General features: G+C 73.5%; 22 protein-coding genes. 9 read left to right on the top strand and 13 right to left on the bottom strand.

The features are described 5' to 3' along the window. Positions 1–186 precede the first annotated feature (186 nt). Positions 187–1,347: an amidohydrolase gene (locus ACZ404_RS19760; RefSeq protein WP_468442010.1), complete on the top strand. Its 1,161-nt coding sequence runs from the start codon at positions 187–189 to the stop codon at positions 1,345–1,347. Positions 1,348–1,350: 3 nt separating this feature from the next. Here ACZ404_RS19760 and ACZ404_RS19755 read toward each other — a convergent pair whose 3' ends face one another. After that, positions 1,351–2,166, bottom strand: a complete 816-nt coding sequence (locus ACZ404_RS19755) for an inositol monophosphatase family protein (protein WP_468441568.1) — start codon at positions 2,164–2,166, stop codon at positions 1,351–1,353. A 31-nt stretch (positions 2,167–2,197) separates the two neighbouring features. Further along, on the bottom strand, positions 2,198–3,343 hold the full coding sequence (locus tag ACZ404_RS19750) for an FAD-dependent monooxygenase (RefSeq protein WP_468441566.1): 1,146 nt from the start codon (positions 3,341–3,343) through the stop codon (positions 2,198–2,200). A 135-nt stretch (positions 3,344–3,478) separates the two neighbouring features. On the opposite strand from ACZ404_RS19750, the gene ACZ404_RS19745 reads away from it, so the two are divergent. Continuing rightward, complete coding sequence (locus ACZ404_RS19745; protein WP_468441565.1) at positions 3,479–4,483, top strand: Ppx/GppA family phosphatase; 1,005 nt, start codon at positions 3,479–3,481, stop codon at positions 4,481–4,483. A gap of 75 nt (positions 4,484–4,558) precedes the next feature. Next, complete coding sequence (locus tag ACZ404_RS19740) at positions 4,559–5,140, top strand: hypothetical protein (RefSeq protein ID WP_468441564.1); 582 nt, start codon at positions 4,559–4,561, stop codon at positions 5,138–5,140. A 34-nt stretch (positions 5,141–5,174) separates the two neighbouring features. Here the strand turns inward: ACZ404_RS19740 and ACZ404_RS19735 are convergent, their stop codons facing one another. Together ACZ404_RS19735 and ACZ404_RS19730 are read right to left on the bottom strand one after the other, a co-directional pair. Next, positions 5,175–7,817, bottom strand: coding sequence for a WD40/YVTN/BNR-like repeat-containing protein (locus ACZ404_RS19735; RefSeq protein ID WP_468441562.1), 2,643 nt, complete (start codon positions 7,815–7,817; stop codon positions 5,175–5,177). A gap of 599 nt (positions 7,818–8,416) precedes the next feature. Further along, positions 8,417–9,526: a GNAT family N-acetyltransferase gene (locus ACZ404_RS19730; RefSeq protein WP_468441560.1), complete on the bottom strand. Its 1,110-nt coding sequence runs from the start codon at positions 9,524–9,526 to the stop codon at positions 8,417–8,419. Positions 9,527–9,953: 427 nt separating this feature from the next. On the opposite strand from ACZ404_RS19730, the gene ACZ404_RS19725 reads away from it, so the two are divergent. The 3 genes from ACZ404_RS19725 (at position 9,954) to ACZ404_RS19715 (ending at position 12,689) form a co-directional block, all read left to right on the top strand. Further along, positions 9,954–11,174: a carbohydrate-binding protein gene (locus ACZ404_RS19725; protein WP_468441558.1), complete on the top strand. Its 1,221-nt coding sequence runs from the start codon at positions 9,954–9,956 to the stop codon at positions 11,172–11,174. 118 nt (positions 11,175–11,292) lie between these two features. Beyond that, a complete protein-coding gene (locus ACZ404_RS19720) occupies positions 11,293–12,069 on the top strand; it encodes a polysaccharide lyase family 7 protein (protein WP_468441556.1) in 777 nt (258 codons plus the stop codon). 164 nt (positions 12,070–12,233) lie between these two features. Then, positions 12,234–12,689, top strand: coding sequence for a hypothetical protein (locus ACZ404_RS19715; protein ID WP_468441554.1), 456 nt, complete (start codon positions 12,234–12,236; stop codon positions 12,687–12,689). 46 nt (positions 12,690–12,735) lie between these two features. Here the strand turns inward: ACZ404_RS19715 and ACZ404_RS19710 are convergent, their stop codons facing one another. After that, positions 12,736–16,110 carry a pyruvate carboxylase gene (locus ACZ404_RS19710; RefSeq protein WP_468441552.1) on the bottom strand — a complete coding sequence of 1,125 codons (3,375 nt, stop codon included), beginning with the start codon at positions 16,108–16,110 and terminating at the stop codon, positions 12,736–12,738. Between the two features lie 73 nt (positions 16,111–16,183). Then, positions 16,184–17,068 (bottom strand): hypothetical protein, encoded by an 885-nt coding sequence (locus ACZ404_RS19705; protein ID WP_468441550.1) that lies wholly within the window; start codon positions 17,066–17,068, stop codon positions 16,184–16,186. A gap of 351 nt (positions 17,069–17,419) precedes the next feature. Between ACZ404_RS19705 and ACZ404_RS19700 the strand changes: the two genes are divergently transcribed. Next, the gene (locus ACZ404_RS19700) at positions 17,420–18,409 is read left to right on the top strand and encodes an aldo/keto reductase (protein ID WP_468441548.1); all 990 of its coding nucleotides are present in this window, start codon (positions 17,420–17,422) and stop codon (positions 18,407–18,409) included. A 20-nt stretch (positions 18,410–18,429) separates the two neighbouring features. On the opposite strand, the gene ACZ404_RS19695 is transcribed toward ACZ404_RS19700, so the two are convergent. After that, on the bottom strand, positions 18,430–18,762 hold the full coding sequence (locus tag ACZ404_RS19695) for a DUF6343 family protein (RefSeq protein ID WP_468441546.1): 333 nt from the start codon (positions 18,760–18,762) through the stop codon (positions 18,430–18,432). Between the two features lie 424 nt (positions 18,763–19,186). On the opposite strand from ACZ404_RS19695, the gene ACZ404_RS19690 reads away from it, so the two are divergent. Continuing rightward, positions 19,187–20,434: an MFS transporter gene (locus ACZ404_RS19690; RefSeq protein ID WP_468442009.1), complete on the top strand. Its 1,248-nt coding sequence runs from the start codon at positions 19,187–19,189 to the stop codon at positions 20,432–20,434. 58 nt (positions 20,435–20,492) lie between these two features. Here the strand turns inward: ACZ404_RS19690 and ACZ404_RS19685 are convergent, their stop codons facing one another. The 6 genes from ACZ404_RS19685 to ACZ404_RS19660 all read right to left on the bottom strand — a co-directional run bounded on the left by ACZ404_RS19685 (position 20,493) and on the right by ACZ404_RS19660 (position 24,526). Further along, on the bottom strand, positions 20,493–21,236 hold the full coding sequence (locus ACZ404_RS19685; protein WP_468441544.1) for a metallophosphoesterase family protein: 744 nt from the start codon (positions 21,234–21,236) through the stop codon (positions 20,493–20,495). Continuing rightward, the gene (locus ACZ404_RS19680) at positions 21,233–21,520 is read right to left on the bottom strand and encodes a BON domain-containing protein (RefSeq protein WP_468441542.1); all 288 of its coding nucleotides are present in this window, start codon (positions 21,518–21,520) and stop codon (positions 21,233–21,235) included. Before ACZ404_RS19680 ends, ACZ404_RS19685 begins: the two co-directional genes overlap by 4 nt. Beyond that, positions 21,517–22,203, bottom strand: coding sequence for a nucleotidyltransferase family protein (locus ACZ404_RS19675; RefSeq protein ID WP_468441540.1), 687 nt, complete (start codon positions 22,201–22,203; stop codon positions 21,517–21,519). The genes ACZ404_RS19680 and ACZ404_RS19675 overlap by 4 nt, the downstream gene beginning before the upstream one ends. Before the next feature lie 329 nt (positions 22,204–22,532). Next, positions 22,533–23,348 carry an SAM-dependent methyltransferase gene (locus ACZ404_RS19670; protein WP_468441538.1) on the bottom strand — a complete coding sequence of 272 codons (816 nt, stop codon included), beginning with the start codon at positions 23,346–23,348 and terminating at the stop codon, positions 22,533–22,535. 63 nt (positions 23,349–23,411) lie between these two features. Then, a complete protein-coding gene (locus ACZ404_RS19665) occupies positions 23,412–23,624 on the bottom strand; it encodes a DUF397 domain-containing protein (protein ID WP_468442008.1) in 213 nt (70 codons plus the stop codon). A 26-nt stretch (positions 23,625–23,650) separates the two neighbouring features. Beyond that, positions 23,651–24,526 (bottom strand): helix-turn-helix domain-containing protein, encoded by an 876-nt coding sequence (locus tag ACZ404_RS19660; protein ID WP_468441536.1) that lies wholly within the window; start codon positions 24,524–24,526, stop codon positions 23,651–23,653. 319 nt (positions 24,527–24,845) lie between these two features. Here ACZ404_RS19660 and ACZ404_RS19655 point away from each other — a divergent pair, with 319 nt between their 5' ends. Beyond that, the gene (locus ACZ404_RS19655) at positions 24,846–25,634 is read left to right on the top strand and encodes an ATP-binding protein (protein ID WP_468441534.1); all 789 of its coding nucleotides are present in this window, start codon (positions 24,846–24,848) and stop codon (positions 25,632–25,634) included. Positions 25,635–25,765 lie beyond the last annotated feature (131 nt).

Genomic DNA, 25,765 nt, shown 5'->3' with positions numbered 1-25,765 from the left:
AGCCGGTTCCAGGCCTGCGGCGCCTCGTTCGCCGTGCCTGGCGTCGCCCGGAGCCGCATCGACCGTGTTGCACCCACCGGACACTCCAAACCCGGCGGCCGGTGTCACCGGCCCCGTTCGGTGGAACCCGGGCCCGGCGTGGAAGTCGCCCCGGCCTGCAGGAGGTCCGCCGTGCCCCGTCCCGACATGACGCACCGCCGGGTGCGCGAGGAGGTCGCGCGCCGTGCCGACGCGCTGTGGGCCGTCGCGTCGGCCCTGCACGCGGACCCGGAGTACGCCTTCGCCGAGCACCGGGCGGCGACGCTGCTCACGGGCGAGCTGGAGGGCGCTGGGTTCGAGGTGCGGCGGGCGGTGGCCGGGCTGCCGACCGCGTTCACCGCACGGTCGGGCCGGGACCGGCCCACGGTGGCGCTGCTGCTGGAGTACGACGCGCTGCCCGGCCTGGGGCACGCCTGCGGGCACAACCTGATCGCGGCCGCCGGCCTCGGCGCCGCGCTGGTCGCGCACGAGGTGAGGGGCACGTCGGACGGGTCGGTGCTGGCGGTGGGCACCCCGGCCGAGGAGGGCGGCGGCGGCAAGGCGCTGGAGGTGGCGGCCGGGGTCTTCGACGACGTCGACGCCGCCCTGATGGTGCATCCCGGGGTGTACGACTGGGTGCGGGCGCCGCTGACCGCGCAGGAGCAGTACCGGGTCGGTTTCCGGGGCCGGGCCGCCCATCCGACCGGAAATCCGACGGAGGGGATCGACGCGCTCGCGGCCCTGGTGGAGCTGTTCAACGTCCTGTCCGCGCTCGGCCGGCGGCTGCCGGAGGGCTCGCACGTCCAGGGCATCGTCACCCACGGCGGCACGGCCACCAACATCGTCCCCGAGTACGCCGAGGGCCGCTTCGGACTGCGGGCGCTCACGACCGCCGCCCTGGACGAGCTGGCGGCGCAACTGCACACGGCGGCGGAGGGCGTCGCCCGGGCGACCGGCACGTCGTACGAGGTCGAACGCGCCAGTGTGCGCTACGAGCACTTCCGGGACAGCGAGGTGCTCTCCGAGCGCTTCGCCGTCCATCTGGCCCGCGCCGGCATCACCCTGACGCCGCCCGTGCCGGGTGTCTACCTGGGCTCCTCCGACATCGGGAACGTCAGCTCCCGGGTGCCCTCCATCCACCCCTTCGTCGCGATCATGGAGGCCGACGGCTCCGACCACACCCCGGAGTTCGCCGAGGCAGCCGCCTCGGAGCGGGCCCGGCGGGTCCTGCTGTCCGTGGTGGAGGCCCTGGCCTGTACGGCCCTGGACGTGCTGGGCGACGAGGAGGTGCGCACCCGCGCCTGGGAGGCGCACGCCACCGGGGTGTGACCCTCAGGAACCTGACAGGCCCTGACGTCCGGCCAGCTCCAGCAGCGCCGCGTGCGTTCCGGTGTCGGCGGCCACGACGAGGCCGCCCGCGCCGGTGTGCGGGGGCCGGCCCCGGAGGTCGGTCACGACGCACCCGGCGGCCCGGCACAGGGCGATGCCGGCGGAGAAGTGCACGCTGTCACGCAGGTCGCCGTCGGTGACGTAGGCGGCCCGGCGGCCGGCGGCGACCCAGGCCACCGCGAGGGTCGTGGAGACCACCCGGGGTCTGAACCGCTCAGTGAAGCCCGGATCGGCCAGGAGTCGTACCGCCCGGAAGCCGGGGGCGTTCGGGAACGGCGGGTCGAGGTTGACGTCCACCAGGCCGGAGTCCGCGGACGGCGCCAGCTCCTCGTCCCGGCCCGCGTCCCGGACCAGGGCGCGGTGCCCGTCGGTCCAGAACACCTCGCCGCTGAACGGGTCGGCGGTCGCTGCCGCCGTGATCTCCTCGCCGGCCCGCAGGGCCACGTTGACCGCCACCAGCATGGACCGGGCGGCGTAGTTGAGGGTGCCGCACAGCGGGTCGACCAGCCAGCGGCGCCCGGCCGTGACCGCGCCGGTGCTGCCGCTCTCCTCCCCCGTCACGCCGTCGTCGGGCCGCGCGGCGCGCAGCACGTCGAGGATCGCCTGCTCCGCGGCGATGTCGGCCGCGGTCGCGAAGTCACCCGCGGACTTCGCGACGCGGGCGAGGGCTCCCCCGTACATCTTCCGTACCACGTCCGCACCGGACTGCGCGGCCCTCCGGGCCAGTTGGGCGTCGGACTCCCCGTCGATGATCAGCATGGGGGCAGGGTAACCGGCGGGCCGGCCGCGCTCAGTGCCGGTCGGGCACGACGGACAGCGGGGTGTTCCAGGCGAGTTGGGCGATCACCGCGTCGTCGTCGCCGGTGCGGCCGGACGCGGCCCGGGTGCCGCGGGAGAGGGCGCCGCTGACGGTGATGTTGTGCTCCACCCGCGGGCGGCGGTGGCGCTCGTACGCGGCGAACGCCGACCGGATGTCGGGGCTGTCGCGCAGGGCCTTGGCGAGGACGACGGCGTCCTCCAGCGCCATCGAGGCACCCTGGCCGGTGGCCGGGGAGGCCGCGTGGGCCGCGTCGCCGACGAGCAGCACGCGGCGGGTGTGCCAGGGAGTGCCGAGCGGCATCTCGGTGGCGTTGGTGGCCATGATCCGGCCGGCACAGGACTCGACGATGTCCGCGGCGGGTGTGGCGTCCTTGCGCAGCAGCGGGAGCAGTTCGGCGGCCGCGCGGTGCTCGGGCGGGCCGGCGGGCAGCGGGTCCCCGCCGACCCGGGCGAACCAGTACGTCCGGTCCGTCGGCGACACGGCGTACCCGAAGGCGGTCTCGCTGCCGCGCACCATGGTGATGGCGCCGGGCTCCGAGGGCGCTGGGGCGCCGTCGGTGCAGCCGTAGAACACGCGCTGGCCCGCGTACCGCGGCCCGGTGCGGGGTGCCACGACCGTCCGGCGCACGGTCGAGTTCAGGCCGTCTGCGCCGATGAGCAGGGCGGCGGTTGCGGTCGTGCCGTCGGAGAAGTGCGCGGTGACTTCGTCGGGGCCGTCCGTGACGGACACCAGGCGGGCGCCGTGGCGCAGGGCGATGCCGCGCCGGACCGCCTCGGCCTGCAGGGCGGCGTTCAACTCGCCGCGCAGCAGGCAGCGGTAGCGCAGCGCCGGGTCGTCGGCCGCGCCGAGCGGGGCGTGCGCCATCTCGCTCCCCCGGCTGTCGAGCAGGCGCAGTGACGTCAGTGGGAACCCCAGGGCGGTGACGGCGTCCGTGGCGTCGAGTTGGGCCAGGGCGCGCATGCCGTTGCTCGCCAGGGTCAGGAAGGCGCCGATGTCCTCGGCCGTGTCGGGGTGCGCCTCCGCCACGGCGACCTCGAACCCCGCCTTGTGCAGGCCGAGCGCGGTCGCCGTGCCCGCGACGCCGCCGCCGATCACCCATGCGTTCCGCGCAGCCATCCCGGTCCCCTGTCCGCTGCCGCCGTTGCCGGTGACCCTACAAGGGCGGTGGCTCGGGACCCCCGGATTCGGACATCCTCCGGCCGACGGGGCGCCTCGGGGCGTTGTCGCCCGTGAAGTGGGTACTCCCGGCGCATGCGGGTGAGCGTGGTGGATGCGGGGTCGAACACGGTCCGGTTGGTGATCGCGGATGTGGACGGCGGCGTTCCGCTGCCGGTGCACACGGTCAAGTGGAAGCTGCGCCTGTCCGAACAGGTCGGCGCCGACGGCTCCCTGGGCGAGGAGGCGGTGGAGCAGCTGGTCAAAGCGGTGGCCGCGGCGGGCAGTACGGCCCAGCACTGGAACGCCTCCGGCCCCCTGGCGTTCGCGACCACGGTGGTGCGCAACGCGCCCAACCGGCAGGAGGTACTGCACCGGGTGTGGTCGGGCACCGGCATCCGCATGTGCACCCTGCCCGGTGAGACCGAGGCCGAGCTGACCTTTCTCGCGGCCCGCCGCTGGCTGGGCTGGAACGCGGGCCCCCTCGCCCTGCTCGACATCGGGGGCGGCTCGCTGGAGGTGGCCTTCGGGCGCGGGCGGCTGCCCGACTTCGCCGCGTCCCTGCCGCTCGGCGCGAACCGGCTGACGCAGGAGTTGCTCACGACGGACCCGCCGGCCCCGGCGGAACTGAAGGCGCTGCGCCGCAGGATCCGGCACGAACTGCGGGACGTGGCCTCCCGCATCCGCTGGGAGAGCCCGCGCACCACCGCGGTGAGCTCGCGCACCTTCCAGCAGCTGGCCCGGCTGTGCGGGGCCGCGCCCGGACGCCACGGGCCGTTCGTGCGGCGCGAGATGCTGCGCCGGGACCTGCTGGGGGCGATCCAGACCCTCGCCGCCCTGCCCGCGGCCGAGCGCGCCGAGCTGCCCGGCGTCTCCGCGCCGCGCGCCGCGCAGAGCCTGGCCGGTGCCGTCGTCGGGCACACCGCGCTGAAGCTCATGGGGATACGGCGGGTCGTCGTCTGCCCGTGGGCGATCCGCGAGGGCGTGCTGCTGCGCTACATCGAGGAGGGCGCGGACTGGTGGACGGACACCGCCGCCGACCCGGACGCTCCCGCGCCGCCCCGCTCCGCCGCCCTGCGCATCGCCACGCCGTCCCGCTGAGCAGGTGGTCCGGCGCCGGGACGACCGGGTGCGGCATCCTGGGATGCGTACCAGGAGACCGGGAGGTGTGCGGGCATGCGGTGGTGGGCCGGTGGGTGCGCGGTCGCCGCGGTCGTGGTGCTGGCGGGGTGCGGCGCGTCGGCCGGCGGCGGTGCCGGGACGGGCGCGAGCAGGACTCCGTCCGGGAGCGGCGAGCCGCGGCCGTCGTCCCCGGCCGGCGGCTCCACGGCTCCGGGCGGGTCTGCGACCCCCCGCCCCTCCACGGCTCCCAGCGGGCCCCCGTCCACCCGTGGCTCCTCGGCGTCGGCCCCGGCCTCGCGCTGTGCCGCCGGGCCCGTGGACGTCACCGTCTCCCCCGGCGACCCGGTCCGGCGGCGGCTGTGTGTGCGGCCGGGGGCCGTCGTGACCCTCGTCCTGCGGGCCCGCGTGGACGACAAGCGGTGGACCGGCGTACGGAGTTCGGCCCCCGCCCTGGTCGCCGTGTCCGGCTGGCGGCCGGCCGCCGACGGCGGCGCGCACGCCACTCTGCGCTGCGCGGGCACCCGGGGCGGCCGTGCCGTGGTCACCGCCTCCGCGAAGGCACCGGACGTGGCGGGCGCGCCACGTGTCGCGTTCACGCTGGACGTGGACGTGGTGCCGTACACGCGGGAGGGGTGACCCGGAGGCCACCCCTCGTGTCGCGCGGGAGTGCTCAGTCGAGGTCGCACACCTTGAAGGTGCGCAGACCGCGGCCGTGGGTGGCCGCGTACAGGGTGCGCCCGTCGGGACTCGTCCTGATCTGCAGGACGGCGACGGCCGGCAGGTTGCCGACGCGCTGCCAGGTCGTACGTCCCGGCGCCCGGTAGACGACGCCCAGGTCGGTGGCGACGACGAGGCCGCCGGACGAGGTCACCAGCGCCGCGTCGGTGGGCACGTCGGGCAGGTTCGCCGAGATGTCCTTCCAGGTGGTGCCGCCGTCCCTGGACTCGAAGACGTGACCGATGCCCGCTCCGGGGCCCTCGGTCCAGTGCCGGGAGAAGCCGTTGACCGCGAGGAAGACGTGGTCGGCGTCCTTGGGGTCGACGGCGAAGCCGCTGAGGTAGCGGTTGGGTACGGTGCCGTCCACCGGCAGGGAGATGTCGTGCCAGCCGGTGCCGTCGGCGTTGCCCACCGCGATGCCCCGGGCGAAGCCCTGGTTGTTGCAGGGGCCGCACCAGGCGGCGTAGATCTTGCCGCCGGACGCGGCCACGGCGGTGGCGACGCGGCCCGCGCCGAAGTCGTGGACGCTGGTCCACTCCGAGCCGCTGCGGATGGCGTAGCCGTGGGTCTGCACCCAGACGTGCCGGCCGCCGGCGACCCAGGTGGAGCCGTTCTTCAGGTCGGTGGTGAGCGGGGCGATGAAGCGGGCCTCGCTGGTGGCGTTGTCGGGCGGGGCGACGCCGTAGGAGGTGGCCCTGCTCGGGTCGGTCGTCCAGCTTCCGTCGTTGACCGCGCAGTTCTGGGTGACCTGGACGGCGAGGTAGACGTACTCCTGGGCGATGTTGCAGCCATTGGCCGGGTCGGCGAGGGTGTCGCCGCCGTCGCCGCCGAAGTTGGAGCCCATCACCTTGTCGCCGCTGCGCAGGATGGACTGGCCGTTGTCCTGCAGGCCGCCGGTGACGGCGAGGCCGCCGCGGCCGGGGTCCTTGCCGACGCCGACCGAGTAGTACTGCAGGGTGTCGATGGTGCCGTCGTTGAGGGACGTCCAGTCGGTGGCGTGTCCGTCGGCGTCCTGGGAGCCGTTCAACGGGCGTTTGTAGACGCCGCCGTCGTTGCCGACGTAGACGTAGGACTTGCCGTGCGAGCGGCCGATCGCCACGCCGTGCTGGTCGGAGTGCGGGGTCGCGTTGCAGTCGCCGGTCTGCTTGGCCGGGTCGATGCTCCAGCAGGAGAAGCCGAAGTTCCAGTACGGGCCGACCGTGGACCAGGTGCCGCCGCCGTCCTTGGTCTCGTAGACCTCCTCCAGGCCCGCGTACACGTGCTGGGGGTCGGCGGGGTCGACGGCGAGGAACTGGTTGTACCAGGCCTGCACGCCGGGCATGTAACCGGGCGAGGTGAGCGCCGAGTTGTCGGCGGCCAGGCCCTTGTAGTCGGCGATCTTCGTCCAGGGGCCGGTGGGCGAACCCGACTTGGAGACGTAGATGCCTTCCAGGCCGCTGTCCGGGTTGGTGCTGAGCTGCTCGGGCGACTGGTCGACGGCGTAGTAGCGGGAGCCGTCGGCGGAGCGGGCGAAGGTGACGTTGCCGACGTTGTCCGCGTCGGCCGGGAGGTCGCCGAGGCCGCTGGTGATCCGCGTCCAGGTGCCGCCGGTCCTGGTGTAGAAGCCGTTGTAGTCGTCGCCGCTGCGCCAGCCGACGGCCAGGACCACCTTGGAGGGGTCCTTGGGGTCGATCGCGATGTCGTTGGCGATGTTCTTGTACGGCGCGTCCGGGTCGTCGGCCTGCGAACCGCCGGGCAGAAACGCCGGGTTGGGGGCGAACTCGAGTTTCCAGGCGCCGCTCAGCCGCTTCGTGGAGTGGCTCCAGACGCCCTCGCTGGTGGCCGCCCAGACCTTGCCGCCGCCGAAGCGGAGTTCGTGGATGGTCGTGCTGTCGAGCTCGTCGCCGCCGACCCGGCTGCGGGTGGAGAAGGTGCCGTGGTGCGGGTGGGTGAGGACGTAGACGCCGCTGCCGAGGTAGGCGTCCGCGTTGGTGGTGGCCTCGCCGGTGCCGAGCCAGAGCCGGCCGGCCCCGTCGAGGGCGAGGGCGCCGGTGGACTGGGCGGGCAGCCGGTCGCTGATGGGCTGCCAGTGGCCGCCGCCGGTGCGCGAGCGCCATACGCCGCCGCCGGCGCTGCCCGCGTAGACGTAGCCGTCGTCGTCGGCCGCGAGCGCGGCCATGCGGCCGGTGACGTTGCCCGAGCCGCCGCTGGAGTTGGAGTCGATGTCGCGGTAGCGCGGGTCGTCGGAGTTGTACGGCAACCGGGTGATGTCGCGCCACCTGCCGCCGGTGCCATGCAGTCTCTGCAGGCTGCTCCAGGCGGCGCCGTAGGCACCCGGGGCGATGACACCGGGCGAGGTGCGGGCCTCGGCGTACTGGTCGGCGCCCTCGGCGATCTCGTCCGCCTCGTTGCCGTCGTCGTCATCGGCCTCCAGGTGCGGCGACATGGCCCCGACGGACTGCTCGCGCTCCTTCGCGAGTTGGTGAAGCGTACGGGCGCCGAAAGGACTGCCGCCGCCGCGCCCGGAGGCTGCGGACGGGGGTATCGCGACGAGCGCGGCGGACGCGGTGAGCGCACAGACGGTGAGCCACCGTCTTCTGCGGGTGGGCACGGACACCAGGGACCTCCCGATACGGGCATCGACACTGCCGACGCAGGAGACCCGATCACTCATACGGGCGAACGTCCGCCGCTTGGCGAAATCTTGACGAGAACCTGCCACTAAGTGCGGGCGAGACGGCGGTTTTTACGGTGCCGGGGGCGGGGGCGCTGCGGGGAGGCGGGGCCGCGTTGCCTGTGGCGCGGCGGGCTCGAAGTGGTGTCGGTCGGAGCCTTGGTCCGGCGAGAAGGCCGGCGCCGGGACGGCCCGACGGTCGGCTGAATCCGAGCGGTCGCGGGGTCGGGGGCCGAGGCTGAGATCGGGTGGCGGGCCGGGTTCGGGGTCCGGGCGACCCGACAGTCGGGCGGGACAGCCCGGGCGTCCCGGTCCGGCGGCGTGGCCTCGGGGGCAACACGACCGTCCCGGCCCGCCCGGGCCGGGGGCCGGCCGGCGATCGGGGTCGGCGCAGCCGCGGGTGGGGGCTTCGCCGCCCCACCCCGCCGCCGAGCCACCACACCGCCGCCCCACCACACCGCCGCGTCGTCCCGCCACCGTGTCGAGACGGTCCCGGAGTGGCCGATTGGCCGTCCCGCCACCCCATGACGGTTCCCGAGGGGTCAGTCCGTTGCTGCCGTAGGTGTCGTCGTCTCGCGTCGAGTGCGGAGTCTGCCCGCCGTTTTCAGGAGTTGGTCGGCGGGTTCGCGGAGTCCGGGGTGGGCCAGGACCGTGTTGCGCAGGCCTCGGACCGGGCGGCGCCACATGCGTCGGGCCAGGGCCACCGGGTGGGGGCGGGCGGCGAAGCCCTCGCCGACCCGGAGTTCACGGGTCTTGAGCCAGTCCTTGTACTCCTTGTCGCCCCGCCCCAGGTCGACCAGGGTCACCCCGTGCCGGGCGGCCGCCTCGGCGGTGCGCAGGTGCATCATCAACCCCGGGGAGTAGGAAGGGAGTTCGGGGTCGTACGCGGTGAACCAGGCGGCCAGCACCGTGCTGGACCGGGGCCCGAAGTGGGCGGCGACCGGGCGGTCCCCGGCGTAGAGCACGGACAGCACGCCGGTGAAGTGCTCCTCGCGGACGTGGAAGAGATGGTCCACCAGGTCCACGATCCAGGGCCGGGCGAACCGGTCCATGCGCCCCGTCCGCCGGTACTGGGCGGACTTCCACCGCATGAGCGTGCGCAGCATCCGCGGGTCCCGTTCGTCGAACTCGAACCGCACCTCGCCGACGTCCCGCCCGAGCCGCCGCTCCTTCTTCAGCGTCGTCTTGGCCAGCCCCGGATAGGCGCCGCGCAGCCACTGCGCATAGCTTCCGTCACCGGGCTTGACGTCGATCACGGGTGAGGCGAAGGTTCCGGTGACATGCGGGGCGAACGGCCGCTGTTCCTGTACGAGATGGTCGAACTCGAAGATGCTGAGCCCGCAGGCGCGCAGCAGTTCCCCGGTGTCCCAGGTGATCCCGGGGCGGTGCACCAGGGCCTGGCAGTCGGACAGTCCGAGCCCGACGGCCCGGCCGGTGCCGAGCGGGCTGCGCTCGTACGGGAGGAAGCCGACCGGTTCCCCGCCCTCCCTGAGGACCGCCACCCGCACCCCGCCGCGCCGGCGGCCGACCCCGATGGCGAACTCGGGGGCGAGGAACGGGTTGGCGTACTCGGGCGACTCGTCCATCGCCCGGTGCCAGGCTCCGCGCAGTGCGGAGGTCAGCTCACCGGGTCTGTGGATGGTGATCTCCACCTCAGCTCGACCGTCCTTCCGCCGGCGCGGCCGGCGATCTGCCGGACGCGGCACGGGCGTCGGCCGGTGAGGTGTGTGGATCACGGCTGATGGATCGCATGGCGACCGCTCCCCCCATGACGCGCCGGGCGCGTCCTGCCATTGCTTCTGCTGTCCACGGATCCCGCGCGACGGATCCCCGGCGTGCGCCGATGCTCAAACGTGGCGAAACAGTACGCACCCTGTCAAGGGTGCCTCAGGCGACCGAGGCTCCGCCACGGGTTGGCGGACATCGGCGAGAAGCCGGGCACGTCGGGCGCCACTCCGGTAAAGAGTTCGTATGGTCTAGTCCAAAGAGGCATTTGGACTAGACCAACCTATTGACGTGCACTCAACAGCTCCCGGAGGCTGGGGCCCCTCCCCCACCCCACACCTCTGGAGGCACGCAGTGAGACGTCTTCACGCATGTCTGGGTGCGGCGGCCGCCGTCGCACTGGCCGCCGCGGGCACGACCGCGTTCAGCGCGGGCAACGCCGCCGGCGCCACCACCGCCCTGAGCAACCGCTGGTACGCCGCCGCCCCCTATCTGATGCCGCTGGACAACGACCCGCCGGACGCGTCCGCCATCATGGACGCCACGGGCCTGAAGGCCTTCCAACTGGCCTTCGTCCTGGCACCCAACGGCGGCGGCTGCTCGCCGACCTGGGGCGGGACCGCTCCCGTCTCCTCCGACACGGCCGTCAAGTCGGTCATCGACTCCGTCCGAGCCAAGGGCGGCGACGTCTCCGTCTCCATCGGTGGCTACGGCGGCACCAAGCTCGGCCAGACCTGCTCCGACGCGGCCGCCACGGCGGCGGCCTACCAGCAGGTCATCACCAAGTACGGACTGCACGCCATCGACTTCGACCTGGAGGAGCCCGAGTACGAGAACAGCGCGGCGATCAAGAACGAGATCGGCGCCGCGAAGATCCTCCAGCAGAACAACCCGGGGCTGTACGTCTCGGTGACCACCGCCGGCACGGCGGACGGGACCGGCTGGTTCGGCAAGCAGATGCTGCTGGAGGCCAAGTCGCAGGGGTTCACGCCGAACAACTTCTCCATCATGCCGTTCGACGGCGGCTTCAACGGCGCCGCGAGCCAGACCGCCGCGCTGACCAAGTTCAACGGGATCCTGCAGTCCACCTTCGGCTGGGACGAGGCCACCGCCTACGCCCACGAGGGCTTCTCCGGCATGAACGGCCGCAGCGACACCGGGGAGTACTTCACGCAGGCCGACTTCCAGACCGTGCTGGACTACACCACCGCACACCACATGGACCGGTTCACGTTCTGGTCGCTGAACCGCGACCGCCAGTGCTCGCCACCCGACAACGGCGGCCGCACGTCCGGCACCTGCTCCAGCGTGGCGCAGAACTCCTGGGACTTCGCCGCGTACTCGGTGAAGTTCGCGGGTGCGACCCCGCCGACCACCCCGCCCACGCCCACCCCGACGCCGACTCCGACTCCGCCGAACTCCGCCTGCAAGACGGCCTGGAGTTCGTCCGCGGTCTACACGAAGGGCGACGAGGTCTCGTACGGCAAGCACAACTGGAAGGCCAAGTGGTGGACCCAGAACGAGGTGCCCGGCGCCTCGCAGTGGGGGCCCTGGGAGGACGAGGGCGCCTGCTGACCCTCTTGACGTGTCTGGTTCAGACCTTTAGCTTCTCGGGTCACCGACGACCAAGGATGCGTTCAGTGTTCACATGACTGAACGCATCCTGGTCCGATCCGCTGAAGGGACCCCCCACATGACCCGTCACCGGCTCCTCGCGGCAGCCACCGCCGCCGTCCTCGCCGTCACCCTCACCGCCCTCACCGGCGGCCCCGCCGAAGCGGCCGATCCGCACGTCGCACCCGGCGGCAACTTCGACCTGTCCGTCTGGCAGCTCCAGGAGCCCGTGGGCTCGCCCGGCAGGCCGACCACGATCCCCTCCTCCCGTCTCCAGGGCGCGAACGGCTACCAGGACGCGTACTTCCACACCGACACCCGCGACGGCGCGATGACCTTCTGGGCGCCCGAGAAGGGCGTGACGACGCCGAACTCCCACTACGCCCGCTCGGAGCTGCGCGAGATGAACCGCGACGGCGGCCCTGCCGACTGGGCCCTCGCCGGCGCGCACCGGATGAGCGCGACCCTGCGGGTCGTCTCGGTGACCCAGAGCGTGTGCGTGGGCCAGATCCACCTCGGCTCCGGCGGCTCGTCCACCAAGCCGCTGCTGGAGCTGTACTACCACGCGAACGGCGACATCGTGCTCGGCACCGAGAACTCGCCGTCCGGCGGGCAGACCCCGCACACCGTGGGCCATGTGCCGGTGGGCAGGACGTGGAGCTACACCATCGCCGTCTCCGGCGGGAACACCATCGAGCTGACCGTCAACGGCACCACCACCCGCTACGGCATCCCGTCCTCGTTCCAGCCGTACAAGCAGTACTTCAAGGCCGGCGCCTACAACCAGTCCTCCTCCGACAGCACCACCAAGGGGGCCCGGGTCGCCTTCTACGGGCTGACCGTCTCGCACCGCTGACCGGCGCGCTCGTCGACCCGGCCGGCCAGCCGCTGACACAGCCACGACAAAGGCTGACAAACCGGCTGACACGCCGCGCGACCTGCGCGACTGGTGCATCCGGGCGGACGGTCGTAGCGTCGAGGTGCACGCGGTCGGACACGGCACAACGGTGGGAGCGGGCCATGCGCGGATCACTGATGGGATCGGCAGTCACCCTCGCGGCGGGAACCCTGCTCACGGCGGCCATGAGTACCGCCTCGGCCAGTCAGCCGGCCACCCCTGCCGTGAAGGCCCCGAGCCCGCCGACCGTACTCGTCGACTGCGGCTTCCAGAGCGACGTCCGCCCGGCCGACTTCATCCTGGCGTGCGGCGACGGCAACAGCCGGTTGAACGGACTCCACTGGACGCACTGGGGCCCGGACGCGGCGGTCGCCAAGGGCGTGAACGCCGTCAACGACTGCAAGCCGTACTGCGCGGTGGGCCGCTTCCACTCCTACCGGGTGACGGTGCGGCTGGACCGCCCGGAGCCGTGGAAGAAGGACCCGAGCATCCAGCACTTCACCCGGATGAACCTGACCTACACGGACGCCCGTCCCACGGGCTTCCAGCAGGTCATGACCATCCCGCTCTGGGGCTGACCACTCGCCGCGACCGGTTGCCCGGCCGCGGCGAGCGCGTGTGACGTCAGGCGATCACGACGAGCAGGTCGCCGCCCTCCACCTGCTGGATCCGGTTGATGGCCAGGCGGGAGACCCGGCCCGCCTTCTGGGCGGTGATCGTCGCCTCCATCTTCATCGCCTCGATGGTGGCCACGGTCGCGCCGGCCGCGACCTCGTCGCCCTCGGCGACGGCGAGCGTCACCACCCCGGCGAACGGCGCCGCCACATGGCCCGGGTCGCTCCGGTCGGCCTTCTCCGTCACCGGCACGTCCGAGGCGGCCGCGCGGTCCCGCACCTGGATGGGCCGCAGCTGGCCGTTGAGCGAGGACATCACCGTGCGCATGCCGCGCTCGTCGGCCTCGCCGATCGCCTGCAGCTCGATCAGCAGCCGGACACCGGGCTCCAGGTCGACGGCGTACTCCTTGCCCGGGCGCAGGCCGTAGAAGAAGTCCTTGCTGTCCAGGACGCTGGTGTCGCCGAACGACTGCCGGTGCGTGTCGAACTCACGGGTCGGGCCGGGGAACAGCAGGCGGTTCAGCGTCGCCCTGGGCTCCTTGGCCAGCCCCTCGCGGTCCTCCGCGGCCAGTTCCGGCGCCGGCTTGGCCTCGCCACGGCCCTGGAGGGCCTTGGTGCGGAACGGCTCCGGCCAGCCGCCGGGCGGGGTGCCCAGCTCGCCGCGCAGGAAGCCGATCACCGAATCGGGGATGTCGAACCGGTCGGGGGTCGACTCGAAGTCCTCGGGCGAGACACCCGCCCCCACCAGGTGCAGGGCCAGGTCGCCGACCACCTTGGACGACGGGGTGACCTTGACCAGGCGGCCGAGGATGCGGTCGGCTGCGGCGTACATCGCCTCGATGTCCTCGAAGCGGTCGCCGAGCCCGAGGGCGACGGCCTGGGTGCGCAGGTTCGACAGCTGGCCGCCGGGGATCTCGTGGTGGTAGACGCGGCCGGTCGGGGAGGCGAGGCCCGCCTCGAACGGGGCGTAGATCCTGCGCACGCCCTCCCAGTACGGCTCGAGGTCGCCGACGGCCTGGAGGTCGAGCCCGGTGGGCCGGTCGGAGTGGTCGGTGGCGGCGACCAGGGCCGACAGCGAGGGCTGCGAGGTCGTACCGGCCATGGAGGCCACCGCGCCGTCCACCGCGTCGGCGCCGGCCTGGATCGCGGCCAGGTAGGTGGCGAGCTGGCCGCCCGCCGTGTCGTGGGTGTGCAGGTGCACCGGCAGATCGAACTCGCGGCGCAGCGCGGAGACCAGCTTGGCGGCGGCCGGGGCGCGCAGCAGGCCGGCCATGTCCTTGATGGCGAGGACGTGGGCGCCGGCGTCGACGATCTGCTCGGCCAGGCGCAGGTAGTAGTCGAGCGTGTAGAGCCGCTCGGCCGGGTCGTTGAGGTCGGCGGTGTAGCACAGGGCGACCTCGGCGATCGCCGTGCCGGTCTCGCGGACGGCCTCGATGGCGGGCCGCATCTGGCCGACGTCGTTGAGGGCGTCGAAGATGCGGAAGATGTCGATGCCGGTGGCGGCGGCCTCCTGCACGAAGGCGTCGGTCACCTCCGTCGGGTACGGGGTGTAGCCGACGGTGTTGCGGCCGCGCAGCAGCATCTGCAGACAGATGTTGGGGACGGCCTCGCGCAGGGCGGCCAGCCGCTCCCAGGGGTCCTCGGCGAGGAAGCGCAGCGCGACGTCGTAGGTGGCGCCGCCCCAGCACTCCAGGGACAGCAGCTCGGGCAGGGTGCGGGCGACGACGGGGGCGACGGCGAGGAGGTCCTTGGTACGCACGCGGGTGGCGAGCAGGGACTGGTGGGCGTCGCGGAAGGTGGTGTCGGTGACGCCGATGGTCGGCGACTCGCGCAGGTGCCGCGCGAAGCCCTCGGGGCCGAGGTCGATCAACCGCTGCCGGGAGCCGGCCGGGGGCTCGCCGGCCGGCAGCGGCGGCAGCTTGGTGACCGGGTCGAGCAGGTCGGGGCGCTCACCGTGCGGCTTGTTGACGGTGACGTCGGCGAGGTAGGTGAGCAGCTTCGTGCCGCGGTCGGCGGAGTGGCGGGAGGTGAGCAGGTGCGGGCGCTGCTCGATGAAGGACGTGGTGACCCGGCCCGCCTGGAAGTCGGGGTCGTCCAGCACCGCCTGCAGGAAGGGGATGTTGGTGGCGACGCCGCGGATGCGGAACTCGGCGACGGCACGCCGCGCGCGCCCGACGGCCGCCCGGAAGTCCCGGCCCCGGCAGGTGAGCTTGACCAGCATGGAGTCGAAGTGAGCGCTGATCTCCGTACCGGCGTGGGTGGTGCCGCCGTCGAGACGGATGCCGGAACCGCCCGGTGAGCGGTAGGCGCTGATCCGGCCGGTGTCCGGGCGGAAGCCGTTGGCGGGGTCCTCGGTGGTGATGCGGCACTGCAGAGCGGCACCGCGCAGCGTGATCGTCTCCTGGGACAGGCCGAGGTCGGCGAGGGTCTCGCCGGAGGCGATCCTGAGCTGCGCCTGGACCAGGTCCACGTCCGTGACCTCCTCGGTCACGGTGTGCTCGACCTGGATGCGCGGGTTCATCTCGATGAACACGTGGTTGCCGTCGCGGTCGAGGAGGAACTCCACGGTGCCCGCGTTGCGGTAGCCGATCTCGCGGGCGAAGCGCACGGCGTCGCCGCAGATCCGCTCGCGCAGCTCCGGGTCGAGGTTCGGTGCCGGGGCGAGTTCGATGACCTTCTGGTGGCGGCGCTGGAGCGAGCAGTCGCGCTCGAAGAGGTGGATGACGTTGCCCTCGCCGTCGGCGAGGATCTGCACCTCGATGTGGCGGGGCTCCACGACGGCCTTCTCCAGGAAGACGGTCGGGTCGCCGAACGCGGAGGCGGCCTCCCGGGAGGCGGCTTCGATGGACTCGCGCAGCTGGGCCGGGTCCTCCACGCGGCGCATGCCGCGCCCGCCGCCGCCCGCTACCGCCTTCACGAAGACGGGGAAGCCGATCTCCTCGGCGGCGCGCACCAGTTCGTCGACGTCGTTGGACGGCGCGGAGGAGCCGAGTACGGGTACGCCGGCCGCCCGGGCGGCGGCCACCGCGCGGGCCTTGTTGCCGGTCAGTTCCAGCGTCCGGGCGTCCGGCCCGACGAAGGTGATGCCCGCCTCCTCGCAGGCGCGGGCCAGTTCGGGGTTCTCGGACAGGAACCCGTAACCGGGATAGACGGCGTCGGCGCCGGCCCGGCGGGCGGCGCGGACGATCTCCTCGACGGAGAGATAGGCCCGCACCGGATGCCCCGGTTCGCCGATCTCGTACGCCTCGTCGGCCTTCAGCCGGTGCAGCGAGTTGCGGTCCTCGTGCGGGAACACGGCGACCGTGCGCGCGCCGAGCTCGTAGCCCGCCCGGAACGCGCGGATCGCGATCTCTCCACGGTTGGCGACCAGCACCTTGCGGAACATCCTGGATTCCCTTCAGCCTGCCGGCGACGAACACCATGGTGTCAGCCACGCCCTGCCGTACGTCGCGGCAACCTTAGGGGGTGCCCGCACGTGTCGAAGTGCGAAAAGCGTCACATTGACGTGTCCCCCGTGCGAGCTGCGGCAATCCAGGTGCCTGGTCGTGCGCCGGGGCCGGGACACGGACGCCCCCCGCAGGTCCGCTGCCCCGCAGGGCCGGCCGCGGCGACCGTACGAGGGCCCGCAGGCGGTCCCGGCGGCCGTGCAGCAGCGCCAGGACGATCGCCGCGCCCACCGCGATCAGGTGCTCGCGGCCGGCCAGGTTGGGCACCGCGACCGACTCCCACACCATGGAGCCGCCGGTCAGCGCGAACACCACGGGCGCGCGCCGGACGACCGCGAGGAAGGTGAACAGGCCGACGACGGCAGCGGAGGGACCGGTGTCGAGGACCTGGCCGTACTCGGGCGGCAGGCCCAGCCCCCACCAGCCGGGGCCGAGCGCGACCATCAGGCGGGCGGTGAGGGTGCCGGCCAGGGTGGTCGCGTAGGCGACGGCCAGGGTCCGGGCGCGGCCGAGGGTCAGTTCGGCGAGCGCGAAGGCGGCGAAGAGCTGGGCGATGCCCGCCCACACCGGCAGGTCCAGCGCCGGGACGTACAGGGACACGGGGGTGCGCAGCAGGGACAGCCACAGCGGCAGCTCGGCCGTGACCCCGCCGAGCCGGAGCACCCAGACCGCTCCGGCGCGGTGCTGGGCGACGTCGTGGCACAGGACGACCCCGGACGCGGCGACGAGCGCCAGCACCAGGCCCGACACACCGCGCCGCGCGAGCCGCCGTACCGGATCGACGACGATGGCGTGCCACTCCCCCGCCAGCGTGCGGCCGGTGGACCGGGCCGCGCGGGACAGCGCCGCGCGCAGGACGTCCCTGCCCTGGTCGGTACTGCCCTGGTCGGTCCTCATGAGGCGTCTTTCGGCCATGCGGGGCGTGTGCTCGCCCGGTCCGGCGCTCACAGTTCAGCGAGCCGGGGGCGGTCGTCAACGTCCGCCGGGCGCGCGTCGGGGTGACGAGGGGCCGGGGCGGGAAAAGGCCACCCGTCCGGCCGAGCGGGTGCCGCCGGACGAGGCGGCCGACGGGAGTTGACTTCGAGCGCGCTCCAACTCGTAGCGTCACTGACGGCCCGGTGCACGAGGGCCGCGCCGGCCGGTCTCCCGCACGGGATGCCGGGCGGCGTGATCCGTCGCTTGATGGAGAAGGACCCTCGTGCGCGCACGGGACGACCACCGACTGTGCAAGAAAGGCTGGGACACCACATGCGACAGCGCAGCCTGCGGGACCTCCAGGTATCGGCCATCGGCCTCGGATGCATGGGCATGTCCGCCTTCTACGGCTCCGCCGACCAGGACGAGGGCGTCGCGACCATCCGGCGCGCCCTCGAGCTCGGCATCACCTTCCTCGACACCGCGCAGATCTACGGCCCGCTGACCAACGAGTCGCTGGTCGGCGAGGCGGTCCGGGGACACCGCGACGAGTACCAGATCGCAACCAAGTTCAACTACCGGATGGACGACGCCGTGCCGGGCGACATGAGCACGGTGGGCCGGCAGGACGGCTCGGCCGAGCATGTCCGCAGCTCCGTCCACGGCTCTCTGCAGCGCCTCGGCACCGACTACATCGACCTGTACTACCAGCACCGCGTCGACCCGAACGTGCCCATCGAGGAGACGGTCGGCGCGCTGGGCGAGCTGGTCGCCGAGGGCAAGGTGCGGCACATCGGGCTGAGCGAGGCGAGCGCGGAGACCATCCGGCGCGCCCACGCCGTGCACCCGATCACCGCGGTGCAGACCGAGTACTCGCTGTGGACGCGGGACGTGGAGGCCGATGTGCTGCCCACCTGCCGGGAGCTCGGCATCGGCTTCGTGCCGTACTCCCCGCTGGGCCGCGGCTTCCTCGCCGGCCGCTTTACCTCGCCCGACGAGCTGGACGAGGGCGACTTCCGGCGCAACAACCCGCGCTTCACGGACACCAACCTGGAGGCCAACCTGCGGCTCGCGGCGAAGGTGAAGGAGATCGCCGCCGAGAAGGAGGTCACCCCGGCCCAGCTCGCGATCGCCTGGGTGCTGGCGCAGGGCGAGGACCTGGTGCCGATCCCGGGCACCAAGCGCCGCAGCTACCTGGAGCAGAACGCGGGCGCGGTCGGCATCGAGCTGACCAAGGAGGACCTGGCCCGCATCGACGCCGAGCTGCCCGAGGCGGCGGGCCAGCGCTACGACGAGGCGGGGATGCGCGCGGTCAACCGCTGAGGCATCGCCGGGCGCCGGGATCAGCCGCGTGCGGTGCGCTCCCGGCGCCTGCGGGCGCTGACGACGGTCAGGTCCAGCGCAGCCGCCAGCGCGAGAAGGCCGCAGATCACGGCGAGCGCGGTCAGAGGGCCGCTGCCCGGGCTGTCACCGGGGCCGGACCGGGCGGCCCAGACGGCGAAGCCGCCGGTCGCCGCGGCGAAGAGCGGCAGGAAGACGGCGGAGAGCAGCAGCCGCAGGCCCAGGGCGCTGCGCGCGGTGGCCGGCTCGGTGCCCGTGCGCCGGGAGCGGCGGGGTACGCCGGAGCGTGACCGGGGTGCCGGTGGTGCTGTCCGTCCGTGCTGGTCGTCGTGCATGGGAACCTCCTTCGGCGCGGGGGCCCTCCTCCCGTCCGCCGCCCTTTCGCGCAGCCCGGTCCGGCGCCGGTCGAACCGGCCGGGACGGGGGCGTGCTCCGGGCTTGTGAGGAACCCCACGCACACCCCCAAGTGCGGGGTGCGTGAGGCGGGTTGGGGTTCCCGGCGCCCGGTGCGGCACGGTGCGTGGCGTCGGCTGGTGGGTCCCGTCTGCCACCATGGTCCGCGCCGTCACCGACCTGGTGGACAGGCCGCGCAGCGCAGCCGGCCTGGCCTTCTCGCGCGTCCGCCGGTCGCACTCCCTCTTCCTGGCTGTCGAGTACCCCGCCTTGTCCACTGCCCCTGCCCTGCCCACGCCCGCGCCCAGCGCCGCCCCCGCTCCGAGCGCCTCGCGTGCGCCATGGCGTTCCCTGCGGTACCGCAGCATGCGCTGGTGGTCGGCCGCGAACTTCGTCTCCAACGCCGGCACCTGGATGCAGCTCACGGTCCAGAACCTGCTCGTGCTGCAGATCACGGGATCCGCCGCGGCGACCGGCCTGTCGATCTCGGTACAGGCGGCGCCCGCGCTGTTCGTGAGCCTGCTGGGCGGCGCGGCCGTGGACCGCTGGCCCCGCAAGCTGACCGTCGCCGTCAGCCAGGCCCTGCTCGGCGCGGTCGCCTTCACCACGGCCCTGCTGGTGGCGCTGGACCGGATCGACATGACGGTCCTGCTGGTGCTGGCCGCCGTGACCGGTGTCATCGCCACCGTCGACGGCCCGGCGTGCGCGCTGCTCGGCAACGATCTCGTCCCCAGTCAGGACGTTCCCTCGGCGATCGGCGTGGGTGCCCTGGTGCACAGCGCGGGCCGCCTGGTGGGCACGGGTCTGGCAGGTCTGACCGTCGGTTTCCTCGGGACGGCCTCCGCCTACGCCGCCAACGGGCTGTCGTTCCTGTTCGTGGCCTCGGTGGTGCCGTTCCTGCGTCCCGCGCCCGGCGCGGTCCCGGATCCGGTGGGCGCCGGGCGCGCCGTACCGAAGCAGCCGGAGATGAGCGTGCGGCAGGGCCTGGCGTACTTCGTGCGCCGGCCGCGACTGGTGGCGCTCGCCGCCGTCACGGGGCTCAGCTCGGTCTTCGGCCGGAACTACGGCCTGACGCTCGCGGTCCTGGTCACCGGGCCGCTCGCGGGCGGTGCCGGGGCGTTCGGCACCGTCTCCACGGTGCTGGCCGTCGGTGGCATCCTCGGCGCGGTGCTCGGCGCCCGGCTGCGCCGGCCCTCCGTGCGGTCCGTGGGCCTGCTCGCGGCGGCGGGCGGGCTGCTGCAGGTCGCGGCGGGCCTGTCGCCGTCGCTGGCCGTGCTGCTGGTGCTGGTGCTGCCGATGGCGGTCGTGGAGTCCGTCTCCGACACCGCCGGCACGGCGGTGCTGCAGACCGATCCGCCCGCCCATCTGCGGGGCCGGGTGCTCGGCGTGTGGAGCAGCGTCGGCACGGTGTGGAGCCTGGGCGGCCCGCCGGCCCTGGGCCTGCTCATGGAGTGGGCCGGCGCCCGTGGCGCCCTGGTCGCGGGCGGCCTGCTGATCGCCGGCGCGATCGGCACGGGCTTCCTGCGCCGCCGCGCAGCGGCACCGACCCTGGTGAAGCTGCGCGCCAAGGACGACGAGGTACCGGGCAGGGAGGCCCTGGGCACGGCGGCCTGAGGCGCCGCCCTGCCACCCGGCCCGGTCGGGTGAGGGGGGCGATGGCCGACAGCCCGGCTCAGGCGGACGAGCCGCTCTCCCGCCCCGCCAGGTGATACACGTGGAACGCCTGCCCGATCACCGGCTGAGCCACGTTGCGCACCCGCACGCCCCCGCTGGTCATTCCGTGCTCGGTCCCCGCATGGGCGTGCCCGTGGACGGCGAGATCCGCCCCGGCGGTGTCGATCGCCTCCGCCAGCAGATAGCTGCCGAGGAACGGGTAGATCTCCGGCGGCTCCCCGGCCAGCGTGTCCGGCACGGGTGAGAAGTGGGTGAGCGCGATCCGGACGTCGCAGTTCCAGTCCTCCAGGTCCTTCAGCGCCCCGAGCAGCCCGTCCGCGCACCGCCTGCTGTAGCGGACGAACTCCTTCATCAGCGGTTCCCCGAACTCCCCGGCGCAGCGCCCGACGAATCCGCCGCCGAACCCCTTGGTCCCGGCGACCCCGATCCGTGCGCCGTCGGCGGTGACCACCGCGGCCTGTCCCTCGAGGACGTGCGCGCCGGCGTCCCGCAGGATCGCCGTGACCTCCTCGGGCCGCTCGTCGTGGTGGTCGTGGTTGCCGAGGACGGCGACGACCGGGACCGGCAGGTCCTTGATCTCCCGGGCGACGACCTGTGCCTCCTCCGGAGTGCCGTGCCGGGTCAGGTCACCGGCGAGCAGCAGGACATCGGCGCACTGGGGCAGGGCCTCGAAGGAGGGGCGGAGCGTGCCCTGGCTCTCCGGCCCCATGTGGATGTCTCCCACGGCCGCGACGCGGATCATGTGAGGTCCTCCCCATGGTCGGGCGAGGAGGTCCCGGCGACGAGGATGTCGCAGTGGACCGGGTGCCCCGCCAGTTCCGCGCGGGCCAGGCCGAGGATCTCGTCCCGGCACTGGGTGGACGGCACGGTACCGGTCAGCAGGACGGCGTCGCCGTGCGGGACGAGCCGTACGCCCAGTTCGCCGAGGGGTCCGGCGGCCAGCCGTTCGGCGAGGTGGGCGACGCGGTAGTCCAGGTTCTCGACGGCGGCCGGGCCCGGCGGCCGTGCAGCGTCGTGGTTGGTCATGGCTGCCCCTCCCGGGGTTCGATCACGTTCAGCCGTTCGAGCAGGAAGAGGAACGCGGCGGGCATGGGCTCGCCGCCGCAGCTCGCCCGTACCTCGTCCCAGTCGACCTTCTCGCGCACCGCGCGGGCCACCGGGAGCACCGAGCCGAAGTCGCAGTAGTGCTCCGAGAAGGCGCTGATCAGGCTGCGGATCAGGTCGGTCGGGGAGAGGACGGGCATGAGGACGGAGTCGACCGGGAGGCACTGCGCCCGGGCGAGCATGTCCTTGGTGACGGGCTGGTGCGCCAGCTGGAAGATGATGTCGATGTCCTGGCCCCGGCAGGTCGTCTTGATCAGCCAGTCCTCGGGCGGGGTGCGCACGGGGAGCCCGGCTTCGCGCAGCGTGGCGGCCACGGCGTCGGCGTCCTCGGGCAGCACGGCGAAGTCGGCGTCGTGCTGGAGGTGCCGGCTTCCGCCGTGGGCGTAGACGGCGACGCTGCCGGCGAGCGCGAAGGGGTGGTCCTTCTTCTTCAACAGGGCCCCGATCTGCTTGGCGGCCTCCAGGATCGCCTGGCTGCGGTCGCGCGGCAGCGGGTCGGTGTCCGGTGCGGACGGCGCGGGACGGCCAGGGCCGTCCGCGGCCAGGCGGAGCTCGGTGACCTCCGACCGCCGGGCGGGGGTGGCTTCCTCCCCGTTCTGCGTCATGGCCTCTCCATTCACGGCAGCCCCGGACGGCCGGGTCGGCCCCGGGGCCCTTCGGGTACCCGGGGCGTTCGCCGCTCAGTCCTCGCAGGTGGGCGATGGCCGCAGGCTCCCCGGCGCTCCCGTCCTGGAATTCCGCCCGCGTGGCCCTCGGCCGGGCCGGCCGGCCGAGGGCCATGCGGGTGACGAGACTGTGGTCCTCGCGGGGGATGGTGTCCGGGACGCGCTGTCGCGTGGCGGCCACGGCCTCACGCCGCCGGCCGGGGCACGGCCCGTCGCGTCGTACGGCGGGGCCGGGCCCGCGGGGGTGCGGGACCCGGCCCCAGGGGTGGTCACGGCTTGCGGGCGACCGCGCCGTACATCGCGATGTCCTCGTCGCGGATGCCCTTCTCGCCGGTGCCGTCGGGGTGCCATTTGTGCACCTGGACGATGCCGGGCTCGACCAGGTCGAGGCCCTCGAAGAAAGCGTGGGCCTCGTCGAGGGTGCGCAGCCGCATCGGCATGTTGCGGGCCGCGTACTCGCGGGCGACCCGGCCCACCTCCTCGGGCGCGAACTCGGCGGTGCCGATCGACATGGCGAGGTAGCTGCCGGACGGCAGCGGCTCCAGCAGCCGGCGGACGACCCCGACCGCGTCGTCCGCGTCGAGCATGAAGTGGACGATGGCGATGACGGTGAGCGCGACCGGCCGGTCCAGGTCGAGGGTCTCGCGCAGTTCCGGGGCATCGAGGATGGCCGCCGGGTCGCGGAAGTCGGCCTCGATGTACGACGTCCGGCCCTCGGGCGCGCTGGCCAGCAGGCCCTGGGAGAGGGTGAGGACGATCGGGTCGTTGTCGACGTAGACGACCCGGGACTCGGGGGCCACCGCCTGGGCGATCTCGTGCAGGTTGGGCGAGGTGGGGATGCCGGTGCCGATGTCCAGGAACTGGCGCATGCCCGCCTCCTCGGCGAGCCAGCGCACGGCACGGTTCATGAAGTCGCGGTTGGCGCGCATGTGGACCGGGAGCGCGGGCCACTCCCGGGACATGGCGTCGCCCGCCTCCTTGTCGGCGGGGTAGTAGTCCTTGCCGCCGAGGATGTAGTCGTAGATGCGGGCGGAGTGCGCGTTCTCGGTGTCGATGCGGTCGGCCGGCCATCCGTTGTCGGGCAACGCCGTGTCTCCCATTCGGGTCGGGGGGTGGGGTGGGTCCATGCTGAGCGATAACAAGGCGGTTCACAGCAGGAAGTCGGCGTCGCCCTCCTTCACGCCCGTCAGGAAGCTCGACATCTCCCGGGAGGTGAACACCAGCGCGGGCCCGTCGGGGTCGGTGGACTGGCGTACGGCGACGCGCCCGTCGGCTAGCTTCTTCACCTCCACGCAGGCGCCGCCGGCGTCGTCGCTCCACGGTTTGCTCCAGCCGCGGGCGCCCAGATCCCGGGACGGCATGCCGTTGTGTATGGGGTGGTGCACGTCTACAGCTCCTTGCGAATCGCGCCGAGGACGGCCTCGGTCTTCTTGGCGGACGCCGCCTGGGCGCCCAGGCGGTCCAGGGCCTCGCGGTAGACCACGACATCGTTTCCCTTGTCCAGGTAGACGGCGCCGACCAGCCCGTTGAGGTAGACGATGTCGGGCAGTTCGGGGGCCCGGAACCGGAAGAGGTGGAACGCGCCCGCCCGCATCGCGGGGTGCGGGCCGTTGGCGAACGGCATGAGCTGCACGGTCACATGGGGCAGCCGGTTGAGTTCGACGAGATGGTCGATCTGCGCGCGCATCACGGCCGGGCCGCCGACCGGCCAGCGCAGCACGGTCTCGTCCATGACGACCCACAGCCGCGGCGGCCCCGGCCGGGACAGCAGCTCCTGGCGGCGCAGGCGCAGGGCGACCCGCCGCTCGGTGGCCTCGGCCGGGGCGTGCGGATTGCCCGCGCCCAGCAGGGCGCGCGCATAGTCCTCGGTCTGCAGCAGGCCGTGCACGAACTGGTTCTCGTACGCCCGGATCTGCAGGGCCGCCTGCTCCAGGCTGAGGTAGGCGGCGAACCAGTCGGGCATCACGTCGCGGTAGGTGTGCCACCAGCCGCGCTTGTTGGCCTCGCGCACCGACTGCAGGAAGGTGTCGATCTCCTGCTGGTCCGTGACGCCGTAGACCTGCAGGAGTTTCTCGGCGTCCGCGAGGCGCAGCCGGGCGACCTTGGCGGCCTCCATGCGGCGGATGGTGGAGTGGCTGACGCCGATGGCGGCGGCCGCCTGCTCGTAGCCGAGGCCGGCCCGGGTGCGCAGCTCCTCCAGCTGTCTGCCGAGGATCATGCGCAGCACGGAGGGGGCGCCGCCCCAGTCGGTCTCCGCGGTCACACAGCCCACCCCCTCACAGGTGTCGGGGCCACCGTCTCACGCGATCGCTTCTGACACGCATGCGATCGGTTCGTGACGCCCAGCAGCATGCACTTGGCTTCTTGCAATTTTCAACTTGCTGGTTGCGGCGGCTTGTTGGCGGGTGCCACAGTGGACTCACTGCTCCGGTCGCCGAAGGAGCGGGCGGCGCAGCCCAGTTGGGGGAGACCGGGCTGCACCACGGCCTCGTGGGAGGCGGTGAGCCGTCTGATCCCCGAGCGGCCGGGCCGTCCGACCCCGACACCCCCCATGCGCGCGGCCGCACGAAAGGCGTACGGCGATGGCTCCGCCCTCCCTCCCCCGACCACTGCACCGTCTGCCCGAGGACGGGCCGCCCGCCGATCCCGCTCCGCTGCGGCTGCCTCCGGCCGGCCTGCCGCTGCGACTCCCGGAGCCCGTGCAGTCCGTACAGCCTGCGCAGCCCGCGCTCCGGTCCGCGGACACGGCACCGGCCACGAGACCACCCGGAGGCGAGCACCTGGGTCGACTCCCTGGGGCCGACGGCCCCGACCCGCTCGCCTCCGGGGCCGCACCCTCCGGCCCCGCCGCCGCCTTCGAACTGCCCGCCGTGCCCGCGGCGGTCGGCACGGCCCGGCGGGTCTCACGCGACCTGCTGGCCGCCTGGGGCGTCGCGGAGGACACCCTGGACGACGCCGTGCTCGTGACTTCGGAGCTGGTCACCAACGCGCTGGTGCACGCGGCCGGCGAACGGATCGTGTGCCGGGTGCACGGCGGTGCCGGCCGGGTGCGCATCGAGGTCGAGGACGAGAACCGGGGCTCCGTCCGCCCGGTGCCCCGGCAGCCAGGTCCCGACGACCAGAACGGACGCGGGCTCTTCCTGGTCGACGTGCTGAGCGCCGACTGGGGCGTGACGGCCGCGCCCGGCCGGCCCGCGCGCATCGTCTGGGCCGACCTCACGACGGCACCCGGCACCTCCGACCCGCCCCTCCCCCGGACCATCCCCCACTCGTCCGAAGGAGCCCCCCACCATGCTCCGGCCCACCCCCGCCCCGAACCTGTCCGCCGACCCCTCCTGGACCCGGACCCGCCCGAAGCCGGTTCCCCCTGACCCGACCACCGCCCCCGGCCGCCCCCGCGACGGCCTACCGGGCCGCCCGACCCCCGCTGACCCGACCGCCCCCACCCCGAGCTGACCCCACCTCTCCGCCCACCGCCTCCGGCCGCCCCCGTGACGGCCTA

It is taken from the genome of Streptomyces sp. NPDC030798, assembly GCF_055572275.1.
The sequence above is the reverse complement of the archived record's forward strand: the minus strand, read 5'-3'. Positions and strand labels throughout refer to the sequence as shown.